Annotated in this window: 23 protein-coding genes; 15 read left to right on the top strand and 8 right to left on the bottom strand. The window is 31.8% G+C overall.

Features of this window, described 5'->3' with window-relative positions; translation table 11 throughout:
* Positions 1-62 precede the first annotated feature (62 nt).
* Complete coding sequence (locus B6K90_RS01440) at positions 63-1,370, top strand: pyrimidine-nucleoside phosphorylase (RefSeq protein ID WP_088010761.1); 1,308 nt, start codon at positions 63-65, stop codon at positions 1,368-1,370.
* A 394-nt stretch (positions 1,371-1,764) separates the two neighbouring features.
* Here B6K90_RS01440 and B6K90_RS01435 read toward each other — a convergent pair whose 3' ends face one another.
* From B6K90_RS01435 to B6K90_RS01420, 4 genes are all read right to left on the bottom strand, one after another.
* Entirely contained in the window at positions 1,765-2,136 is a 372-nt protein-coding gene (locus B6K90_RS01435) for a DUF1304 domain-containing protein (protein ID WP_088010760.1), read from the bottom strand.
* Between the two features lie 112 nt (positions 2,137-2,248).
* Positions 2,249-2,545, bottom strand: coding sequence for a putative quinol monooxygenase (locus B6K90_RS01430; RefSeq protein ID WP_088010759.1), 297 nt, complete (start codon positions 2,543-2,545; stop codon positions 2,249-2,251).
* An 82-nt stretch (positions 2,546-2,627) separates the two neighbouring features.
* The gene (locus B6K90_RS01425) at positions 2,628-3,266 is read right to left on the bottom strand and encodes a nitroreductase family protein (RefSeq protein WP_088010758.1); all 639 of its coding nucleotides are present in this window, start codon (positions 3,264-3,266) and stop codon (positions 2,628-2,630) included.
* Between the two features lie 18 nt (positions 3,267-3,284).
* A complete protein-coding gene (locus B6K90_RS01420; RefSeq protein WP_088010757.1) occupies positions 3,285-3,713 on the bottom strand; it encodes a MarR family transcriptional regulator in 429 nt (142 codons plus the stop codon).
* Between the two features lie 534 nt (positions 3,714-4,247).
* Between B6K90_RS01420 and B6K90_RS01415 the strand changes: the two genes are divergently transcribed.
* The 3 genes from B6K90_RS01415 to B6K90_RS01400 all read left to right on the top strand — a co-directional run bounded on the left by B6K90_RS01415 (position 4,248) and on the right by B6K90_RS01400 (position 6,553).
* Positions 4,248-4,439, top strand: a complete 192-nt coding sequence (locus B6K90_RS01415) for a hypothetical protein (protein ID WP_088010756.1) — start codon at positions 4,248-4,250, stop codon at positions 4,437-4,439.
* 356 nt (positions 4,440-4,795) lie between these two features.
* On the top strand, positions 4,796-5,095 hold the full coding sequence (locus B6K90_RS01405) for a hypothetical protein (protein WP_088010754.1): 300 nt from the start codon (positions 4,796-4,798) through the stop codon (positions 5,093-5,095).
* Positions 5,096-5,254: 159 nt separating this feature from the next.
* Complete coding sequence (locus B6K90_RS01400) at positions 5,255-6,553, top strand: NCS2 family permease (protein WP_088010753.1); 1,299 nt, start codon at positions 5,255-5,257, stop codon at positions 6,551-6,553.
* A gap of 76 nt (positions 6,554-6,629) precedes the next feature.
* Here B6K90_RS01400 and B6K90_RS01395 read toward each other — a convergent pair whose 3' ends face one another.
* Genes B6K90_RS01395 through B6K90_RS01385 form a run of 3 tightly spaced genes read right to left on the bottom strand, consistent with a single transcriptional unit; the run spans position 6,630 to position 8,887 of the window.
* A complete protein-coding gene (locus tag B6K90_RS01395; protein ID WP_167555244.1) occupies positions 6,630-7,631 on the bottom strand; it encodes an ABC transporter permease subunit in 1,002 nt (333 codons plus the stop codon).
* Positions 7,624-8,502, bottom strand: coding sequence for an ABC transporter ATP-binding protein (locus B6K90_RS01390; RefSeq protein WP_167555243.1), 879 nt, complete (start codon positions 8,500-8,502; stop codon positions 7,624-7,626). Before B6K90_RS01390 ends, B6K90_RS01395 begins: the two co-directional genes overlap by 8 nt.
* Position 8,503: 1 nt before the next feature.
* Positions 8,504-8,887, bottom strand: coding sequence for a GntR family transcriptional regulator (locus tag B6K90_RS01385; protein ID WP_088010750.1), 384 nt, complete (start codon positions 8,885-8,887; stop codon positions 8,504-8,506).
* A 192-nt stretch (positions 8,888-9,079) separates the two neighbouring features.
* On the opposite strand from B6K90_RS01385, the gene B6K90_RS01380 reads away from it, so the two are divergent.
* From B6K90_RS01380 to B6K90_RS01330, 11 genes are all read left to right on the top strand, one after another.
* Positions 9,080-10,243: a D-alanyl-D-alanine carboxypeptidase family protein gene (locus B6K90_RS01380; RefSeq protein WP_088010749.1), complete on the top strand. Its 1,164-nt coding sequence runs from the start codon at positions 9,080-9,082 to the stop codon at positions 10,241-10,243.
* A gap of 128 nt (positions 10,244-10,371) precedes the next feature.
* Positions 10,372-10,722 carry an anti-sigma F factor antagonist gene (gene spoIIAA, locus B6K90_RS01375; RefSeq protein WP_088010748.1) on the top strand — a complete coding sequence of 117 codons (351 nt, stop codon included), beginning with the start codon at positions 10,372-10,374 and terminating at the stop codon, positions 10,720-10,722.
* The gene (gene spoIIAB, locus B6K90_RS01370) at positions 10,722-11,162 is read left to right on the top strand and encodes an anti-sigma F factor (protein ID WP_088010747.1); all 441 of its coding nucleotides are present in this window, start codon (positions 10,722-10,724) and stop codon (positions 11,160-11,162) included. The genes spoIIAA and spoIIAB overlap by 1 nt, the downstream gene beginning before the upstream one ends.
* Before the next feature lie 12 nt (positions 11,163-11,174).
* Positions 11,175-11,930 (top strand): RNA polymerase sporulation sigma factor SigF, encoded by a 756-nt coding sequence (gene sigF / locus B6K90_RS01365; protein ID WP_088010746.1) that lies wholly within the window; start codon positions 11,175-11,177, stop codon positions 11,928-11,930.
* A gap of 281 nt (positions 11,931-12,211) precedes the next feature.
* The gene (locus tag B6K90_RS01360) at positions 12,212-12,835 is read left to right on the top strand and encodes a stage V sporulation protein AA (RefSeq protein WP_088010745.1); all 624 of its coding nucleotides are present in this window, start codon (positions 12,212-12,214) and stop codon (positions 12,833-12,835) included.
* The gene (locus B6K90_RS01355) at positions 12,828-13,244 is read left to right on the top strand and encodes a stage V sporulation protein AB (protein WP_088010744.1); all 417 of its coding nucleotides are present in this window, start codon (positions 12,828-12,830) and stop codon (positions 13,242-13,244) included. The genes B6K90_RS01360 and B6K90_RS01355 overlap by 8 nt, the downstream gene beginning before the upstream one ends.
* 12 nt (positions 13,245-13,256) lie before the next feature.
* Complete coding sequence (spoVAC, locus tag B6K90_RS01350; RefSeq protein ID WP_088010743.1) at positions 13,257-13,709, top strand: stage V sporulation protein AC; 453 nt, start codon at positions 13,257-13,259, stop codon at positions 13,707-13,709.
* Positions 13,710-13,722: 13 nt separating this feature from the next.
* A complete protein-coding gene (spoVAD, locus tag B6K90_RS01345; protein WP_088010742.1) occupies positions 13,723-14,730 on the top strand; it encodes a stage V sporulation protein AD in 1,008 nt (335 codons plus the stop codon).
* Positions 14,731-14,741: 11 nt separating this feature from the next.
* Entirely contained in the window at positions 14,742-15,092 is a 351-nt protein-coding gene (gene spoVAE, locus B6K90_RS01340; protein ID WP_056466865.1) for a stage V sporulation protein AE, read from the top strand.
* A gap of 3 nt (positions 15,093-15,095) precedes the next feature.
* A complete protein-coding gene (locus B6K90_RS01335) occupies positions 15,096-15,659 on the top strand; it encodes a stage V sporulation protein AE (RefSeq protein WP_088010741.1) in 564 nt (187 codons plus the stop codon).
* Positions 15,656-17,116: a spore germination protein gene (locus B6K90_RS01330; protein WP_328589773.1), complete on the top strand. Its 1,461-nt coding sequence runs from the start codon at positions 15,656-15,658 to the stop codon at positions 17,114-17,116. The genes B6K90_RS01335 and B6K90_RS01330 overlap by 4 nt, the downstream gene beginning before the upstream one ends.
* A gap of 189 nt (positions 17,117-17,305) precedes the next feature.
* Here B6K90_RS01330 and B6K90_RS24395 read toward each other — a convergent pair whose 3' ends face one another.
* Entirely contained in the window at positions 17,306-17,503 is a 198-nt protein-coding gene (locus B6K90_RS24395; protein WP_088010739.1) for a DUF6199 family natural product biosynthesis protein, read from the bottom strand.
* Positions 17,504-17,675: the final 172 nt, after the last annotated feature.

The raw sequence follows: 17,675 nt of genomic DNA, 5'->3' as shown, positions 1-17,675 counted from the left end.
TTATGTGGAAGTCACTTTTCATTAGAAGTAATATATACAAATTAGAAAGAGGCGTTCCAAAAATGAGAATGGTAGATTTAATCGAAAAAAAACGTGACGGAAAAACATTAACAACAGAAGAGGTTAATTTTGTAATCCAAGGTTTCACAGATGGTAGTGTACCTGATTATCAAATGAGTGCTTTCGCTATGGCAGTTTTCTTAAAGGGAATGACTGAAAAAGAATACAGTGATCTAACAATGGCTATGGTAAACTCTGGTGATACAATTGACCTTTCTAATATTGAAGGAATAAAGGTTGATAAGCATTCAACTGGTGGAGTAGGTGATACAACTACACTTGTATTAGGTCCATTAGTAGCTTCTTTAGATATTCCAGTTGCCAAAATGAGCGGACGTGGTTTAGGTCACACTGGTGGTACAATTGATAAATTAGAAGCTGTAAAAGGTTTCCATGTTGAATTAACAGAAGAAGAATTTACTAAACAAGTAAATGATATTAAATTAGCTGTTATCGGACAAACAGGAGATTTAACACCTGCTGATAAAAAGTTATATGCACTACGTGATGTAACAGCAACTGTTAACTCAATCCCATTAATCTCAAGTTCAATTATGAGTAAAAAAATCGCTGCTGGAGCAGACGCAATTGTTTTAGATGTTAAAACAGGTGCAGGTGCATTTATGAAAGATATCGACGATGCACGCGATTTAGCAAAAGCGATGGTTAAGATTGGAAACAATGTTGGAAGACAAACTGTTGCAGTTATTTCTGATATGAGCCAGCCGTTAGGATTTGCGATTGGAAATGCATTAGAAGTGAAAGAAGCAATCGATACACTTAAAGGTGAAGGTCCAAAAGATTTAGAAGAATTATGCTTAGTGTTAGGTAGCCAAATGGTTGTATTAGCTAAAAAAGCTGAAACATTAGAAGAAGCAAGAGCTAAACTTCTAGAAAATATGAAAAATGGTAAAGCATTAGAAGTATTTAAAGCATTTTTAGAAGCTCAAGGTGGAGACGGTTCAGTTGTCAATGATCCATCAAAATTACCTCAAGCAAAATATGTAAAAGAAGTAGTAGCTGAAAAAGACGGTTATGTATCACAAATTGTTGCGGATGCTGTTGGAACGGCTGCTATGAAATTAGGTGCAGGACGCGCAACAAAAGAATCAGTTATTGACTTAGCTGTTGGATTAATGCTAAACAAAAAAGTAGGCGAAGCAGTTAAAAAAGGTGATTCATTAGTTACTGTATATTCAAGCACAGAAGATATTAGTGAAGTTGAAAAAGACTTACTAGAAAACATTAAAATTTCTTCTGAAAAAGTAGAAGAACCTACATTAGTTTACGATTTAATTATGGAAGCTTAAATTATTTAAAAGCTATTCTCTTAGCATGAGAATAGCTTTTTTATTTTACTTACAGATGCTCGGTTTCAACGGGGCAAATAGCAGTTGAGAACCTTTTGTTTCAATCCATTTCATTAATATCAGACTAATTTTTACGCTGATTTTTTTAATATTATGATTTGTAACTGTAGTAGTTTATTGATTTTTTTATTGAACATGAATTGGGAGGAATAATTAAATTGAGGTTGAATTTTATATGAGGATATCAAAATGTATCTAGGACTTAATTTTAAACGCAACCTTATAAAAACGACATAAAGTTGCGTTTAATAAAATGACTTGGATTAAGAGTTTTATAATCAGCACTGTTCAATTCCTATCAAATACTTTAAATTCTTACTAGGAAATAGAAAATTTAATACGTGAATAATATGAAAACTACAGCCAAAATAGCAGGTAACCCTTGTTTAAACAAAATTCCTATATTTGCTGTAATAGCGCCGAACAAGGCAGCGATTATAATGCAAACTAAGAAATATAGCTGAATCATAGTATTATATGGGGCAGGGAAAAAATATAACCCAAAAAGCAAACCTGCTGCTAAGAAACCATTATATAACCCCTGATTAGCAAATAATGTTTTAACTCTTGAATTTTGAAGGAATTCTTCAGTCATTTTAAATGTTTTTTGTGCTAGCTTACTTGTTGAAAAAAACATTTCTAAAAACATAATATATATGTGTTCAACTGCCACAAATAAAGTGAAAAGCGTTGCTAATACTTTCATATATATCTTCCTTATCAAATAAACATTTTTTAATTTACTTTTTTTGAGCTTACTGTTTTTAATTGATTTATCTATAATAAAAATTAATTAAATTTAATTGTTAAGAAGTTAGTTAATCATTTAAAAGGTGCCCATCAAATACTTTTACTTTAAGTGGTGCCACTAAGTAATCCTTGGCTTTGGAAACAAAAGATTTAAAATGTTCACTTGTATTATGCATTTCAACTGCTTCCATATCTTTCCATACTTCTACCATGGTAAATACATAATCTTTTTCTATTTCTTTATATAAATTGTAAGAGATATTTCCATTTTCTTGTCTTGAATTTTTAATAAGTTCACTTATTTCTTTTAAGAAATTTTCTTCCTTTGTTTTTGTAATATGAAATTCAGCATGAATAATAATCACAATAATTTCCTCAACTTTCAATATATTATTAATTTAGTGAAAAGGTTCATTGTTCTTGAATTCAACCTTTTCATTAATTTTATTACTTCCAATGTGCAATCTTGTTTATTGGTAGTCGAACGGATTTATATCCTTTATCAGCAGCTTTTCCAATTGAAACAAGCATAATTGGAACATAACGGTCTTTATCCAAACCAAATGCTTCTGCGATTTTATCTTTTTCAAAACCACCGATTGGGCAAGTATCATATCCATGAGCACGAGCCACAAGCATTAATTGCATAGCTACTAGTCCACCGTCAATTAAGACAGTTTCTTTATTAAGCTGGTAATCTAATGTTGAGAAATGAGCTGTAAGAGCACTCATTTGTCTTTCTTTAACTTCTTTAGGCATATAACCAAGTTCAACTGCTTTGCTATAAATTTCTTCTCCATATTCAAAGTTATTTAAATCACCAAATATAGCAATCATTGCTGAAGATGTATCTACTTGTGATTGATTGAAACGAGCGAGTGTTGAAAGCGTTGATTTCCCTTGGTTACTATCTATAACCAAAAATCGCCATGGTTGCATATTGACTGAAGAAGGAGCTAACGTTGCTTCCGTTAGTATTTCAGTCATTTCTTCTTTACTAATTTTTACAGAAGGATCATATTTACGGATTGCTCTTCGTCCTTCTAGAATTTCTTTAAAATTGTTTGTAAGTTGTGTTGATATCATAGGATAAATTTACTCCTTTTATATTTTCTGTATATTATTCTCTAAACGGTCTAGCATAACAAGTAATAGATTTCTTTCTTCTTCGTTAAAATCTTCTAACATAGATGTTACAAATAGGTCTTTTTCTTTTTGAAATAAGCTAATTTTTTGCCGACCGTATTCAGTAAGCTTTACAAGTGTAACCCTGTTATCACTTGTTTTTTTACGACGAACAACCATTTCACTTGATTCAAGTTGTTTTAAGTGTCGAGTTATTGCAGCATTATCAATATCAAGTATTTTTTGAAGTTCTTGTTGACTTAATTCATCTTCTTGATAAAGTTGTTGTAACAATTCTAGTCTAGATTGACTAACACCTGTACATCCTGGAAATTTCGAATTAATTTCTTTGTTAAGAAAGTGTAATTTATATAAAATTAAGGATCCTATAGTGTATGAATTACCCAATATTATACCTCCTTTAATGATAAGAAATAGATGTTTGATATATCAATGTTTGATACATCAAACATCTTACTCCTTATTAATATTAAATTCAACTATTTTGTTAAAAATTATTTAAAAATAGCAATAAGACTATTTTCATGGTACAAAGTTAATTGCCCGAAATGGATCAAGAGTAAGAGATGGAGGATTATACATTCCCTCACAAAAAAAAGGACAAATTGTCACTACTATCGAAAAAGAACTTGCAGGAAACAAATCAAAACCACTTTTTCAGTTAAAATCAATTGAATTTAATTACTTTTATTAACTAGAGTGGATTAAGCCCTGTTGTATTTAGAGCTTAATCCTCTTCTTTTTTATTATTTTTGTAATTAGTGTTCAATAAAAAAACGATTTATGAAACTGTAAAAAACTTAATTTATCAATAGCAGGTTTGATCACCAGCTCTTATTTTTAAAAATTCAATAATTAAAGGTGTATTAAAATAAACGTTGAATAAATTAATTAGCACTCAAAAGATTGATGGAGGAATATATGATTTCTAAAAAGAGCATTTATGTATATTTGATATACGCAATTTCATTTGCAATATCGTATTTTTTTGTAAGAGTTTTCTTATTTCATGGCGAGGTTAACTCAGCATTGGCCGGTTCTATTGGTGGAGGATTTGTAGGATTTTTAGTCTCTATTATCTTTGCTAAACCTATTGAAAAAAGAAAAATCTAAAAATAGCTTATTCAAATCTTATAATAAAAAATTAGTGGAGTTTTTCATTAAAAATCCTAAAAATAAATCGCATGATAATAAAGAGGAAGCAACCATGAAAAAATTAAAGATTATATTTACAGATGTATGGATAAGTATAGGATTGATTATTCTATTTACTTTAGTGTTAGTTACAAAATGGACAGAACATGATTTCGATTTTTACTTTTGGTTATTAATAATTTCGTTAATTATTACTATTTATAGAATCAAGATTAATTTCACATTGCGTTACGAGTAAGATGTTAATATAGTCAAATACCTTAATTTAAAAAAAGAATTATTAATAGGTTATATTTAAGAATGAGGGTGCAAAAATGAGACAAACAACTTGGAAGGAAATAATTCTAATGTTTGGTCCTGTAATATTGTTTCCAATAATATTATTTTTTGTTTTACATACTTCACCATCTATTGCATTGAGAACTTATATATTTTTTAATGGTCATCCAATTTTAGCAATAAAGTCTGAAATAGTAGATGACAAAGAACATAATCAAGGGGATAGGGGATACTTAAGAAAAGAACATGCAAAATGTTATTCTTTAAATGAAGAAAATTATATCCTTCGAAAAAAAGGTTTTATCTATCTTGCTGATTATTATGGAAATGCCTAATATTTATTTAAACACTAAATAATATCTCAGGCGCACTTGTAATTCCAAATACTAAAGAAAATTATTTTCTTGTTTAATTATTGGATAAAATTTAGTATAATTGTAATCGTGCCTTGTTGCATGGGTGGGAGAGGGAGACACTAAAAGAGAGGAATTTCTTTGAAAAATTTATTGAACAAACAATTTAATCTTGAAGGTAGCGGTACGACCATTAAAACGGAGTTGATTGCAGGTGCAGTTTCATTTTTAACACTTGTTTATATTTTGTCCGTTAATAGTACAATTTTGCATGATGCAGGTATACCGTTCCAAGGTGCAATGATTGCTACTATTCTGTCAGCTTTCTTTGGAAGCGTTATGATGGGATTATGGAGTAATTCACCTTTAGTATTAGTTCCAGGAATGGGCATCAACGCATTGTTTACTTATACAATGGTTGGAGAAATGGGAATGAATTGGAAAGAAGCACTTGCTGTTGTATTTGTAAGTGGGATCTTATTATCAATTTTATCATTCACAAAATTAATTAAGAAATTAACAACTGCGATTCCATTATCGCTAAAAAGTGCAATTACAGTTGGAATTGGATTTTTCTTAACGTTTATCGGTCTTCAAGCTGGTGGGATTGTTGTAAAAAATGAAAGTACGTTTGTATCGATTGCTAATTTTACAAACGTAGATGTATTAGCAACAGTTATTACACTAGGTATTGCGATTTATCTATTTATTAAAAATGTACCTGCAAACTTTTTAATTACGGTTATTTTAGGTACAATCATTTCATTCATTTTACATGGTGGAATTGAAAAAGCACATGATACAACAAAAATCACAATGAAATCTGCTTCTGAAGTTGTCGGACAACTGACCTTTACTCATCTATTGAGTTTTCCATTTTGGATTGCAGTATTTTCGTTAACGATGGTAGTATTATTTGAATCAATCGGTATTATTCATGGTCAATTAAGCATGATGAACCAAGAGCATAAGCAACAAAAGGTTGTTCAAGGAACTGCGTTTGGTATTATTTTATCCGGATTACTTGGAACTAGCCCAACGGTTATTGCTGTAGAAGGTAGTGCAGGTATTAGTTCTGGTGGTAGAACAGGTCTTACTTCTGTTGTAACTGGATTTTTATTTTTAGGATGTTTACTCTTTATGCCATTAATAGCATACATTCCAACATCAGCGATTGCACCAATCTTAATCATCATCGGTTCATTGATGGTTAAACACATTACAGATATTCAATTGGATGATCCTACAGAGGCAATACCAGCCTTCTTAATTTTAGCATTCATCCCTTTAACATATAGTATTATTGACGGAATTGCATTCGGTTTTATTGCTTATCCATTAGTTAAAATGGCAGCAGGTAAGAAAACTGAAATCACTCCATATATGGTGGCTATTTCAGCCTTATTCTTTGTTCGTTTTGCCTTAAACTTTATTTCATAAAAAAAGCGCTGGTTCTTTTATTGAGAACCGGCGCTTTTTATTTTGTTGGTTTTTGAATTTTAGTTTTAGACAAACATTAATCAAAAAATTTATTTAATCGTTTATAGAAGAAATAGCCTACAACGGTACCAATTATTAATCCAATCACGTAAATAATCGTATTATTTCCATTTGCAATTGTTGATGTTAGTAAAGCGATTAATGTTGCCGCAAGATATACAAAGAAGACATTTACGAATAAACCGAATTTTTTATAGACGAATAATTTGCCATTATTGACATTCGCTTTCCTGTTATAACATAGTAAACCGATTACTAAAAATGCAACGATATAAAGGATAATGATCATTAAATTTCCGTAGTCTACAGTTGGATAGTGAACGATTTCTTCATTAAAATCCTTTGAAATTGATAGTGGGCCAGCTTGATATGGAATGGACCAACTAGTAATCGTTTTTTCGAAGCTATTGTAAGGTAGTTCATAGTTAAAGATGCCTTTTAAATTTGAATAGACACTAAAATAAATAATACTAGGTGAGAAAATCGTAAAAATTGTGAAAAGTGTTTGAGAAAAATAATGACCTGTAATTGTTCCAATCGTTAGACCAATTGTAAAAAAAGCAATCGTAAAAAGAGTTATGACAGAAAAAATAGTCACAAATGATGAAGCATCAATATACTTGTGAAGATTAGTATTGTAATGGATTAATAGAGTTAAAATAATTAAACCAACAGTCGCCATAAATATATGAACAATTCCAAACATCCATTTTGATAGATAAAGTTGTCTTGGGGAGTAAGGAAGAGAAAATTGAAAATCAATTCCTCCTGTATTACGTCCAATTCCTATTAATAAGATACTTAATATTAATACAATGATCGGTGAAATAAATGCTAGCATACTAAAGTCAGTTATATATAGGTAAGGATTACTTGGATGTGTAAGTAATGCTTGATTTAATTCATCGGTGTTATTGTAATAGCTAAATGGAAGAATGATCAGATAGACAAGATATAATAAAATAAGTGCAAGTCTAGATTGTTTAGAATTTATTAGCCACAATGCTTTACTAAACATATAATTCCCCTCCATCGTTTATGAAAAATAAATCCTCTAATGTCAATGGAAGTTCTTCTAAAAGAAGCGGATTTTCATTTTCCATTCGTTTAATATATTCTTTTTTATTTCCATTAATAATGATGATTGCTACTTTGCCTGTTTTTGAGAATACTGAAATAGAAGGGTCGTCTTCAAATTGTTTAGGTAAGCCATTTTCAAATGCTACTTGTAATTTATAAAATTGACTCTTACTTTCTTCCATTGTAGAAATTGAATTAATTCTTCCATCCTTAATAAATAAATATTGATCAATTATTTTTTCGAGCTCGGCAAGATGATGAGATGAAATAATAACTCCGACTGAGTTTGTGCTTGCATATTCAATTATTAATTGCAAAACAGTTCGTTTAACGACTGGATCTAGACCGTTAGTTGGTTCGTCTAAAATGACATATTTTGCATCTGTAGAAAAAGTTAATAATAAATAGATTAAGGTTTTCATCCCTTTTGAATATTTACGTAGAGATGTATTAGGTAAATTATATTTATTTAATACTTCTAGAAATTTGTGTTTATTAAAGTTTGGATATGAATTTTCATAGATCGTAATAAGTTCTTTCACACTATATTGATTAATGAAATTAGTAGAATCACTCATATATGCTATTTGTCTTCTAGTAATAGGTGATTCGTTAATCTCTACATCGTCAATTAGTATTGAGCCTTCGTCTGGAGATAGAATTCCAACGATTGTCCTTAAAAGAGTCGTTTTACCAGCTCCATTTCTACCGATTAGGCCAGTGATTTTACCTTTTTCTATTTGAAAGTTTAGATTTTTTAACACTTCATGTTCATCGAGTTTTTTACTTAATTGATTGATTTTCAGCAAACTATTCAGCTCCTTTACTAGAATAAAACTCTTTTACCCAATTAATTATTTCTTCCTCTTTTACGCCATCTGATAAACAATCAATTAATAAATTTGAAAGTTTATTTTTATATTTTAAAAGGGTATCTGTTGAAACAGTTTCTTTCGTTAAACCAATTACAAATGTTCCTTTACCCCTTATCGTTTCAATGACTCCAGTACGCTCTAGTTCTTGATAGGCTCTACTTACAGTATTTGGATTGATCACCAATGTGGTTGCTAATTCACGTACAGAAGGAAGTTTATCTCCATTTACTAAAATCTTTCTTAGCATTTGTTCTTTTGTTTGTAGAACAATTTGCTCCCAAAGGGGTAAATGGCTTCTTGGGTCTAAAATAATAATCAAAAGATCACCACCTCAAATATTTTCTTAAGTGTATGAAGTGTATTAAGTGTATGGGTATGATTAATACACTTTACTTATATCATATGTTCTCATGTATGTAAATAGTTCCATTCTTTCTAATATTTTCTTTTGTGATTGATTAAACTACTTATATTTGGAAAAAATATGTATGAAAAGAATGGAGGGTTATAGATGAAAAAGGTATTACTCACTCTTTTAAGTAGTGTTATGATCTTTTCTTTATCACTACCAAAAGTAAATGCAAGAGAGACACAAAATAATGATGTAAGTTTGGCAAAAAATGCATTATCTTCCGTAATTATTGAACAAGATACTGGAAAAATCTTATATGAAAAAGATGCTAGAAAACAACTTCCACCAGCAAGTATGACTAAGATCATGACTATGCTTATTATTATGGAAGAAATCAATAAAGGAAAACTCAAGTTAGATGATAAAGTAATGACAAGTGAACATGCTGCGTCAATGGGCGGATCACAAATTTTTTTAGAACCTGGTGAAGAGATGACAGTAAAAGAAATGCTAAAAGGGATTGCAATTGCATCAGGAAATGATGCTTCAGTCGCGATGGCAGAGAAAATTGCAGGGACTGAAGAGGCATTTGTCGCTTTAATGAATAAAAAAGTAAAACAGTTAGGATTAAAAAATACACATTTTGAAAATCCAACTGGGCTCCCTGCACCTGGTCATTATTCATCGGCGTATGATATGGCAATTATGGGTAGAGAGCTTTTAAAATATCCATTGATCACCAAGTTCACTGGTACTTATGAAGATTATTTGAGAAAAGATACTGAAAAACAATTTTGGTTAGTTAATACGAATAAATTAGTTCGTTTTTATCCAGGAGCGGATGGATTGAAAACTGGATTTACTGCAGAAGCAAAATATTGTTTAACAGCAACTGCTAAAAAGAACAACATGCGAGTAGTAAGCGTGATTATGGGTGCACCAACTTCAAAAGAAAGAAATGCACAAATGACAAATATGCTTGATTATGCATTTAATCAATATCAAGTAAAGCAATTAATTAAACAAGGTGAGAATATTGAAAGACTTAATATTAGCAAAGGTAAGTCTAAAGATGTAAATGTTATTACAAAAAGCCCAGTTTCAGTTGTATTGAAGAAGGGTGAAGCGATGAATAAAATTACGAAAGATATTAAGCTTAACAAAAATCTTCAAGCACCAATTAAAAAAGGCCAAGTTGTAGGAGTTTTAGTATTAAAACAAGGAAGTAAAGTTTTATCTAAAACAGATTTAGTTGCTAATAAAACAGTAAGTAAAGCTAATTGGTATGATTTATTTAAGCGTACTGTTGGCGGTTTCAACTGATTTTTTCCGACTAATTTCGAGTATTACTAAAAGATTTGGCGTATTACCACTAGTTTTGTCATGCATGAAGGAATTCGGTTTAGTTTTAACGAAACTTTCAATAACCGTCAAATAAGGAGGTTATTGTAGTGAGTCTTAATATTGAACTTGAAGTGAAAAATGCAATCCTTTGTGTAAGACTTGCAGGGGAACTAGATCATCACACTGCTGAGGATTTACGTTTACAAGTAAATGAGGTATTAGAAGCACAGACTATCAAACATATTTTATTAAATCTTGAACATTTAACATTTATGGATAGTTCTGGTTTAGGTGTCATTTTAGGTAGATATAAAGTTATTCGAAATAAAGGTGGAGAAATGGTTGTATGTTCAATTTCTCCATCAATTAAACGGTTATTTGATATGTCTGGTTTATTTAAGATTGTTCATTTAGCTGATGATGAGTCAAATGGACTTAATGTATTGGGGGTGGCATAATGCGAAATGAAATGAACCTTCAATTTTCTGCATTAAGTCAAAATGAATCATTTGCTCGTGTAACTGTAGCTGCATTTATTACCCAACTAGATCCTACTTTAGATGAATTAACTGAAATTAAAACTGTAGTATCTGAGGCCGTTACAAATGCGATTATTCATGGTTATGAAAATAATCCAGAAGGTATCGTATACATTTCAGTTCTTCTTGAAGATCAGACAGTTACTTTAACAATTCGAGATGAAGGGATTGGTATTGTTGATTTAGATGAAGCAATGCAACCTTTATTTACTTCGAAACCTGATTTAGAAAGATCTGGCATGGGATTTACGATTATGGAGAATTTTATGGATCAATGCGAAGTTGTGTCCACTATTAATGTTGGTACAACGATTACGGTTAAAAAGTACTTATCAAATAGCAATGTTTTAAGTAATTAAGGAGAATCGCCTATGGACGTAGAAGTCAAGCAAGATCAACCCCGTGCGCAGTTAAAGGATCATGAATTAAAAGCGTTAATTAAGCGTAGTCAGGCTGGAGATCAATTGGCTAGAGACAGCATCGTCGGGCACAACATGAGACTGGTATGGTCAGTTGTTCAGCGCTTTATTAACCGTGGATATGAACCAGATGATTTATTTCAGATTGGTTGTATCGGTTTATTGAAATCGGTAGATAAATTTGATCTATCTTATGATGTACGATTTTCTACATACGCTGTTCCGATGATTATCGGAGAAATCCAACGATTTATTCGAGACGACGGAACGGTTAAAGTAAGTCGTTCATTAAAAGAAACAAATAATAAGATTCGAAAAGCAAAAGAAGAATTAAGTAAAACGCTTGGAAGAATGCCTACAATTAATGAGATTGCTACTCATATGGAAATTACACCTGAGGATGTTGTACTTGCTCAAGAAGCAAGTAGAGCTCCATCATCAATTCATGAAACGGTGTATGAAAATGATGGTGATCCTATTACATTGTTGGATCAAATTGCAGATAACCATGAAACAAATTGGTTTGAAAAATTTGCATTAAAAGAAGCGATAAAACAACTAGATGATCGAGAGCGATTAATTGTCTATTTAAGATATTATAAAGATCAAACTCAATCAGAAGTTGCTGAACGATTAGGAATTTCTCAAGTGCAAGTTTCAAGACTTGAGAAAAAGATTCTCCAACAAATGAAAGACAAAATTAAATAAAATCCCTTAAGTCATTATTAAGCTGAAGAATCGTAGTGAATACATTACGATTTTTCAGCTTTTTTTATGTTGTTTTAATTTTTTTGTAATTACTGGTTTCAAAAGTTATAAACAGCTGAAATCCCGAACTAGATGGATTCCTTCAATCGTGTTGACGCCCAACTTTTCCTATTTTTACTTACCGATCTACTCATATCAATCTTCCTTTACTTATATTTTTGGGAAGTTTTCACATACTAGTTGTAATTGAATTCATAAAGCTTTGAAACAGAGGGGAAAGTATGAAAAAGGTGTTATATATTAAATTATTTAATCGAATCGTTGTACAAGTAGGTAAAAGTGTACATCTAGGAGAGATTGCACGATTACAAGGGATTAATGTTGATTTAACCCCAATTAAAAATATCATTGTACATGAATCTAAAAAGGAGGATGGTACACATACTGTTATTGATATTCTAGAGCTTTTACCATTAATTCAAGAAATTGAACCCGAAATTTCGTTTGAGCTTGTTGGAGTGACTATGTGCATAATAGAACTTAAAAATGAAATTTCAAAGGATCGTATATTTCTTTTTTGTTTCGTTTGGATTTTGTTATTTACAGGTTCTTCATTAGCCATTATTTATTTTCATGAAGATGTTAGCATGCAGCAAGTTCAACAACGAATTTACTATATGATTACTGGAGAACATAATCATAAACCTTTATTACTTCAAGTACCTTATTCTTTTGGGCTAGGAATTGGGATGATTTTATTTTTTAATCAATGGTTTAAGACTAGATTAAACGAAGAGCCGAGTCCTCTTGAAGTCGAAATGTTCCAGTATCAACGCTCAATGGATGAATATGTGTTAATAAACGAAAATAAAAAGCCAAACAAAAGTGTAAATACCGATGATTAGACAATTGTTTATCGTTTTTGTAGGTTTTTCAGGAGGTATTGCTGTTGGTACTGGCTTTGTAGCATTTTTATCGGTAATTGGAATTATTCCGAGACTAACACAGTTAACGAAAACGATTAAAAAAATTCGTGCTTATGAATTTGCTGTTATTTTAGGAGCAATTTTTGGCTGCTGGATTAGTTTACGAAATACTGTTTTTAATTTACCGAGTATATTTTCAGTTTTTATCGGGCTATTAGCAGGGATATTTATTGGAATGTTAGCTGCAGCATTAACCGAGGTTTTAAACGTTTTTCCAATCTTAGCAAAACGAATTGGTATTCAAAAGAAAATAGTGTACTTATTAATGGCAATCGCACTAGGTAAAGTTTTTGGATCATTATTTCATTGGATTTATTTTATAGAGTAGAGGATGGATGAAATGAGTGGGAAATTAAAAGCTAATTATAAAGAGAATATAAAACCATACCAACCAAAAAAGCCGGTATTAAAAAATTGTATTAAAGCGTTTTTAGTTGGGGGATTAATCTGTTTTTTAGGTGAGTGTATTACGAAAATCTATATAAATTATTTTAACTTTACAGATAAAAATGTAGGTGATCCAACTGTAGCTACACTTGTTTTAATTTCTAGCTTACTTACAGGGTTAGGTATATATGACAAAATTGGACAATTTGCTGGTGCAGGATCGGCTGTTCCAGTTACAGGCTTTGCCAACTCTATGACGAGTGCTGCTATGGAACATAGAAGTGAGGGGCTAGTTTTAGGGGTTGCAACAAATATGTTTAAACTAGCTGGTTGTGTAATCGTTTATGGAGTTGTTTCAGCATACATCGTAGGAATGATACGATACGCATTTAAAGTATTCTTTTAGGAGGTGAGTACAAATGGCTTTAGTTGGTAAACAAACTTGGGAGTTTCAAAATGGTGTTTATGTTCAAGCATCTGGAACCGCTGTAGGACCGAGAGAAAACTTGGGACTGTTAGCAGGCAAATTTGATTATGCCTATGAAGACCTTCATTGTAATGAAGATAATTGGGAATTAGCAGAAAGAGCATTAATGAGAAATGCAATTTCAGTTGCACTAAAAAAGGCAAACAAAAACGTAGAAGATATTGATGTATTCTTAGCAGGTGATTTATTAAATCAAAATGTTACTGCGAACTTTATGGCAAGGGAATTGCAACTTCCTTTTTTATGTATGTTTGGAGCGTGCTCAACTTCAATGGAAACGGCTGCACTTGGTGCACAGTTGATCGATAGTGGTTACGCAAAAATGGCATTGGCAGCAACAAGTAGCCATAATGCTACTGCCGAAAGACAATATCGATATCCTACAGAATACGGTGGACAAAAACCAGATTCTGCAACTTTTACAGTAACTGGAGCAGGAAGTGTTCTCCTTTCAAATAAAAAAAGCAGAATTAAAGTAAAATGCGCAACAATTGGTACAGTTCAGGATTTAGGGTTGACAGATCCATTTGACATGGGTTCTGCGATGGCACCAGCCGCAGCCTATACAATCGTACAACACTTTAAGGATACAAATACGACACCTGATGATTATGATTACATCGTAACTGGAGATCTTTCAGCTGTAGGCGCACCAATTTGTGAACAACTTGTTCGAGAAGAAGGATACGATATGGCAGGAAAATACAATGATTGTGGATTGTTAATCTATGATCGAGAAAATCAGGAAGTTTTTGCTGGTGGTAGTGGATGTGCTTGTTCAGCGGTCGTAACATATGGTCATTTATTTGAAGAATTAAATAAAGGTACTTATAAACGAATTTTAGTAGCAGCAACGGGCGCTCTTTTAAGCCCAACAATGATACAACAGAAAGAATCAATTCCAACTATTTCACATGCTGTCGTTTTCGAAAGCTGTTAGGAGGTGTTCAGATGGATTTTGTTAATGCTTTTATAGTAGGAGGTCTAATTTGTGTAGTTGGCCAGTTATTATTTGATTTCACAAAATTAACTCCAGGGCATGTGATGTGCATATTTGTCGTAATTGGGTCAATATTAGATGGGTTTGGTATTTACGATAAGCTAATAAAATTTGCTGGTGCAGGTGCAACCGTTCCAATTACAAGTTTTGGCCATTCTTTATTACATGGAGCGATGGCAGAAGCAAATGACCACGGCTTCATTGGTATTGGAATGGGGATTTTTTCCCTAACTTCATCTGGAATCTCGGCAGCAATTTTATTTTCATTTATAATAGCTCTTATTTTTAAGCCAAAAGGTTAATTTATGAAAAAGAAAAGGATCATTATCGTAACCGACGGAGATGTATATGCACATCGGAGTATTGAGTATTTGGCAAAACAATTTGGCGGATGCACAATATCACAATCGCAAGGTAATCCCACTAAGTTTTCTGGAAAAAGAATGGTTGAAATCATAATGCAAGCACAAAAAGAACCAGTATTTGTATTGTTTGATGACAGTGGCTTTATGGGAGAAGGTCCTGGAGAAAAAGCATTAAAATATGTAGCGAGTGATAAACATATTGAAGTTATTGCTGCATTAGCAGTAGCATCAAATACACATCATCAAGAATGGACAAAAGTGGATGTAAGTATTGATAACGAAGGAAATTTAACTGAATACGGTGTTGATAAGTATGGAGTACCTGATATTGAAATCGGAAGAATAAATGGAGACACCGTTTATAATTTAGATCAACTAAATATCCCTTTCATTTTAGGCATCGGAGATATTGGAAAAATGGGTGGAAGAGATGATATTGAAATTGGTTCACCCATTACAAGAAAAGCAATTGAATATATCCTCGAGAGGAGTGAACTCCACTGACTACGAAAAAAGAGCCGACAAAACTTACAAATAAACTAGTTACAAATGCTCATACAATAAGTGATCGAATAGGTTATGGAGTAAGTTTTGATATTGGAAAACGTGTGATTTTTGTAAATAAAGTTGAAGTTAATCTATATTATGTTAATGGATTAACGGATACAAGTTTTATTCAGAGATTCTTAGATGACTTAATTGGGCTAGAAAAAGTCGAGAAAAACAAATCAATGTTTAAAAATATTGAGGATACGATTGTCCATCAATCAGTAGAGATTGTTTTAACATTTGAAGATGTTATAAAGAAAGTATTATCTGGTTTGATTGTAGTATTAGTTGATGGAGAAGATAAAGGACTTGCAGTAGATGTAAGGAGTTATCCTGGTCGTGGTCCAACAGAACCAGACACCGAGCGAGTAGTACGTGGTTCACGAGACGGCTTTACTGAAAACATTATTAATAATACTGGTCTAATAAGAAGACGTATACGTGACGAGAATTTAAGAAATGAAATTCTTCAAGTAGGTGAAAGTTCAAAGACAGATGTATGTTTATCGTATATAGAAGGTTTAGCACACGCGGAACTTGTTAAAGAAGTCCGAGATCGAATTACAGGTATTCACGTTGATGGCCTTACAATGTCAGATAAGAAATTAGAGGAATTTATTTTAAAACAAGGATATAATCCATTTCCATTAGTTAGATATTCGGAAAGACCTGACGTTGTTGCAAACCATATTCTTGAAGGACATGTATGTATTATTGTCGATACTTCTCCAAGTGTAATCATTACGCCTGCAACATATTATCACCATATGCAACATGCTGAAGAATTCAGACAGACTCCTTCTGTCGGAACATTTCTTCGATGGGTTCGTTATATTGGAATATTTATGTCAGTCTTTTTATTACCATTTTGGTTACTATTATGTAATTACCCAGAGGTCTTACCTAAATCATTAAGTTATATTGGTCCAAAAGAAACAAGTAACATTCCGATTTACTTGCAATTAATCATAGCTGATATGGGGATTGAATTCCTAAGAATGGCAAGTATACATACACCAAATGCAGTGTCAACATCAATGGGTATTATTGCAGCGGTATTAATTGGACAAGTCGCAATTGATGTAGGCCTATTCCAGCCAGAAGTAGTATTATATACGGCTGTGTCAATGATTGGATCGTATGCTACACCTAGTTATGAGCTAGCACTAGCAAATAAACTGGCCAAATTTTTCATATTAATATTAACAGCAATATTAGGTATTAAAGGCTTTATGATTGGTTCGACATTGTTTATTCTGTTTTTAGCAAGTCTAAATACTTTAAATACACCTTACTTTTGGCCATTTATACCATTTGACGGCAGAGCTTTCTGGCACCTAGTTGTTCGAACAAAAGCTAGTGAAAAACAACATAATAAAGGTGGAAAAACAATCGGTGATGCTACTATTTAATTTGGCAAGTTAAAGGATATAGGAAAAGGTAGATCAAAATGATTGTAAAATGAAAGAGGGTGCAATCTCAGGATTTAGATTAACTGAGAAATGGGCGCCCTCTTTTTAATTTGGCACTGTTAAAAAAATGGCCTTAGTTTTTCTTTCAATAAATAATGCTATACGTTAGTTCATGTCAATTTTTATTATTTAAATAAATGAGGAAATTATCTCACCACTTCCAACTAAAGTGAACATTATTCCTCCAAAACGTGTACTCCACACATAAAGAGAAGATGGTTCTGTAACATAATGCGATTTCCAACTTTCTGTAATAAGGTAAAAAGTATAGGGGCTTATTAGCATTAATAAACCAATTATTAGTAAAAGAATCCCTAAAAAAAGCATACTTACAACTCCTCAATTTAACAATCTTTAGGAATGTTAATATATTCGGTTGAATCCCCAAAAAATTCTTTTTTCATGAAAACTAATCTGTCCTTTAGGTCAATAAATATGATAAATCTAACAATTAATTGATAAATTGTTATTTCAACAGAAAGAAACCCGGTTCCTTTTT

This window comes from Gottfriedia acidiceleris (assembly GCF_002128425.1).
Classification (GTDB): domain Bacteria; phylum Bacillota; class Bacilli; order Bacillales; family Bacillaceae_G; genus Gottfriedia; species Gottfriedia acidiceleris.
This window is presented reverse-complemented; position numbering and strand designations above follow the sequence as displayed.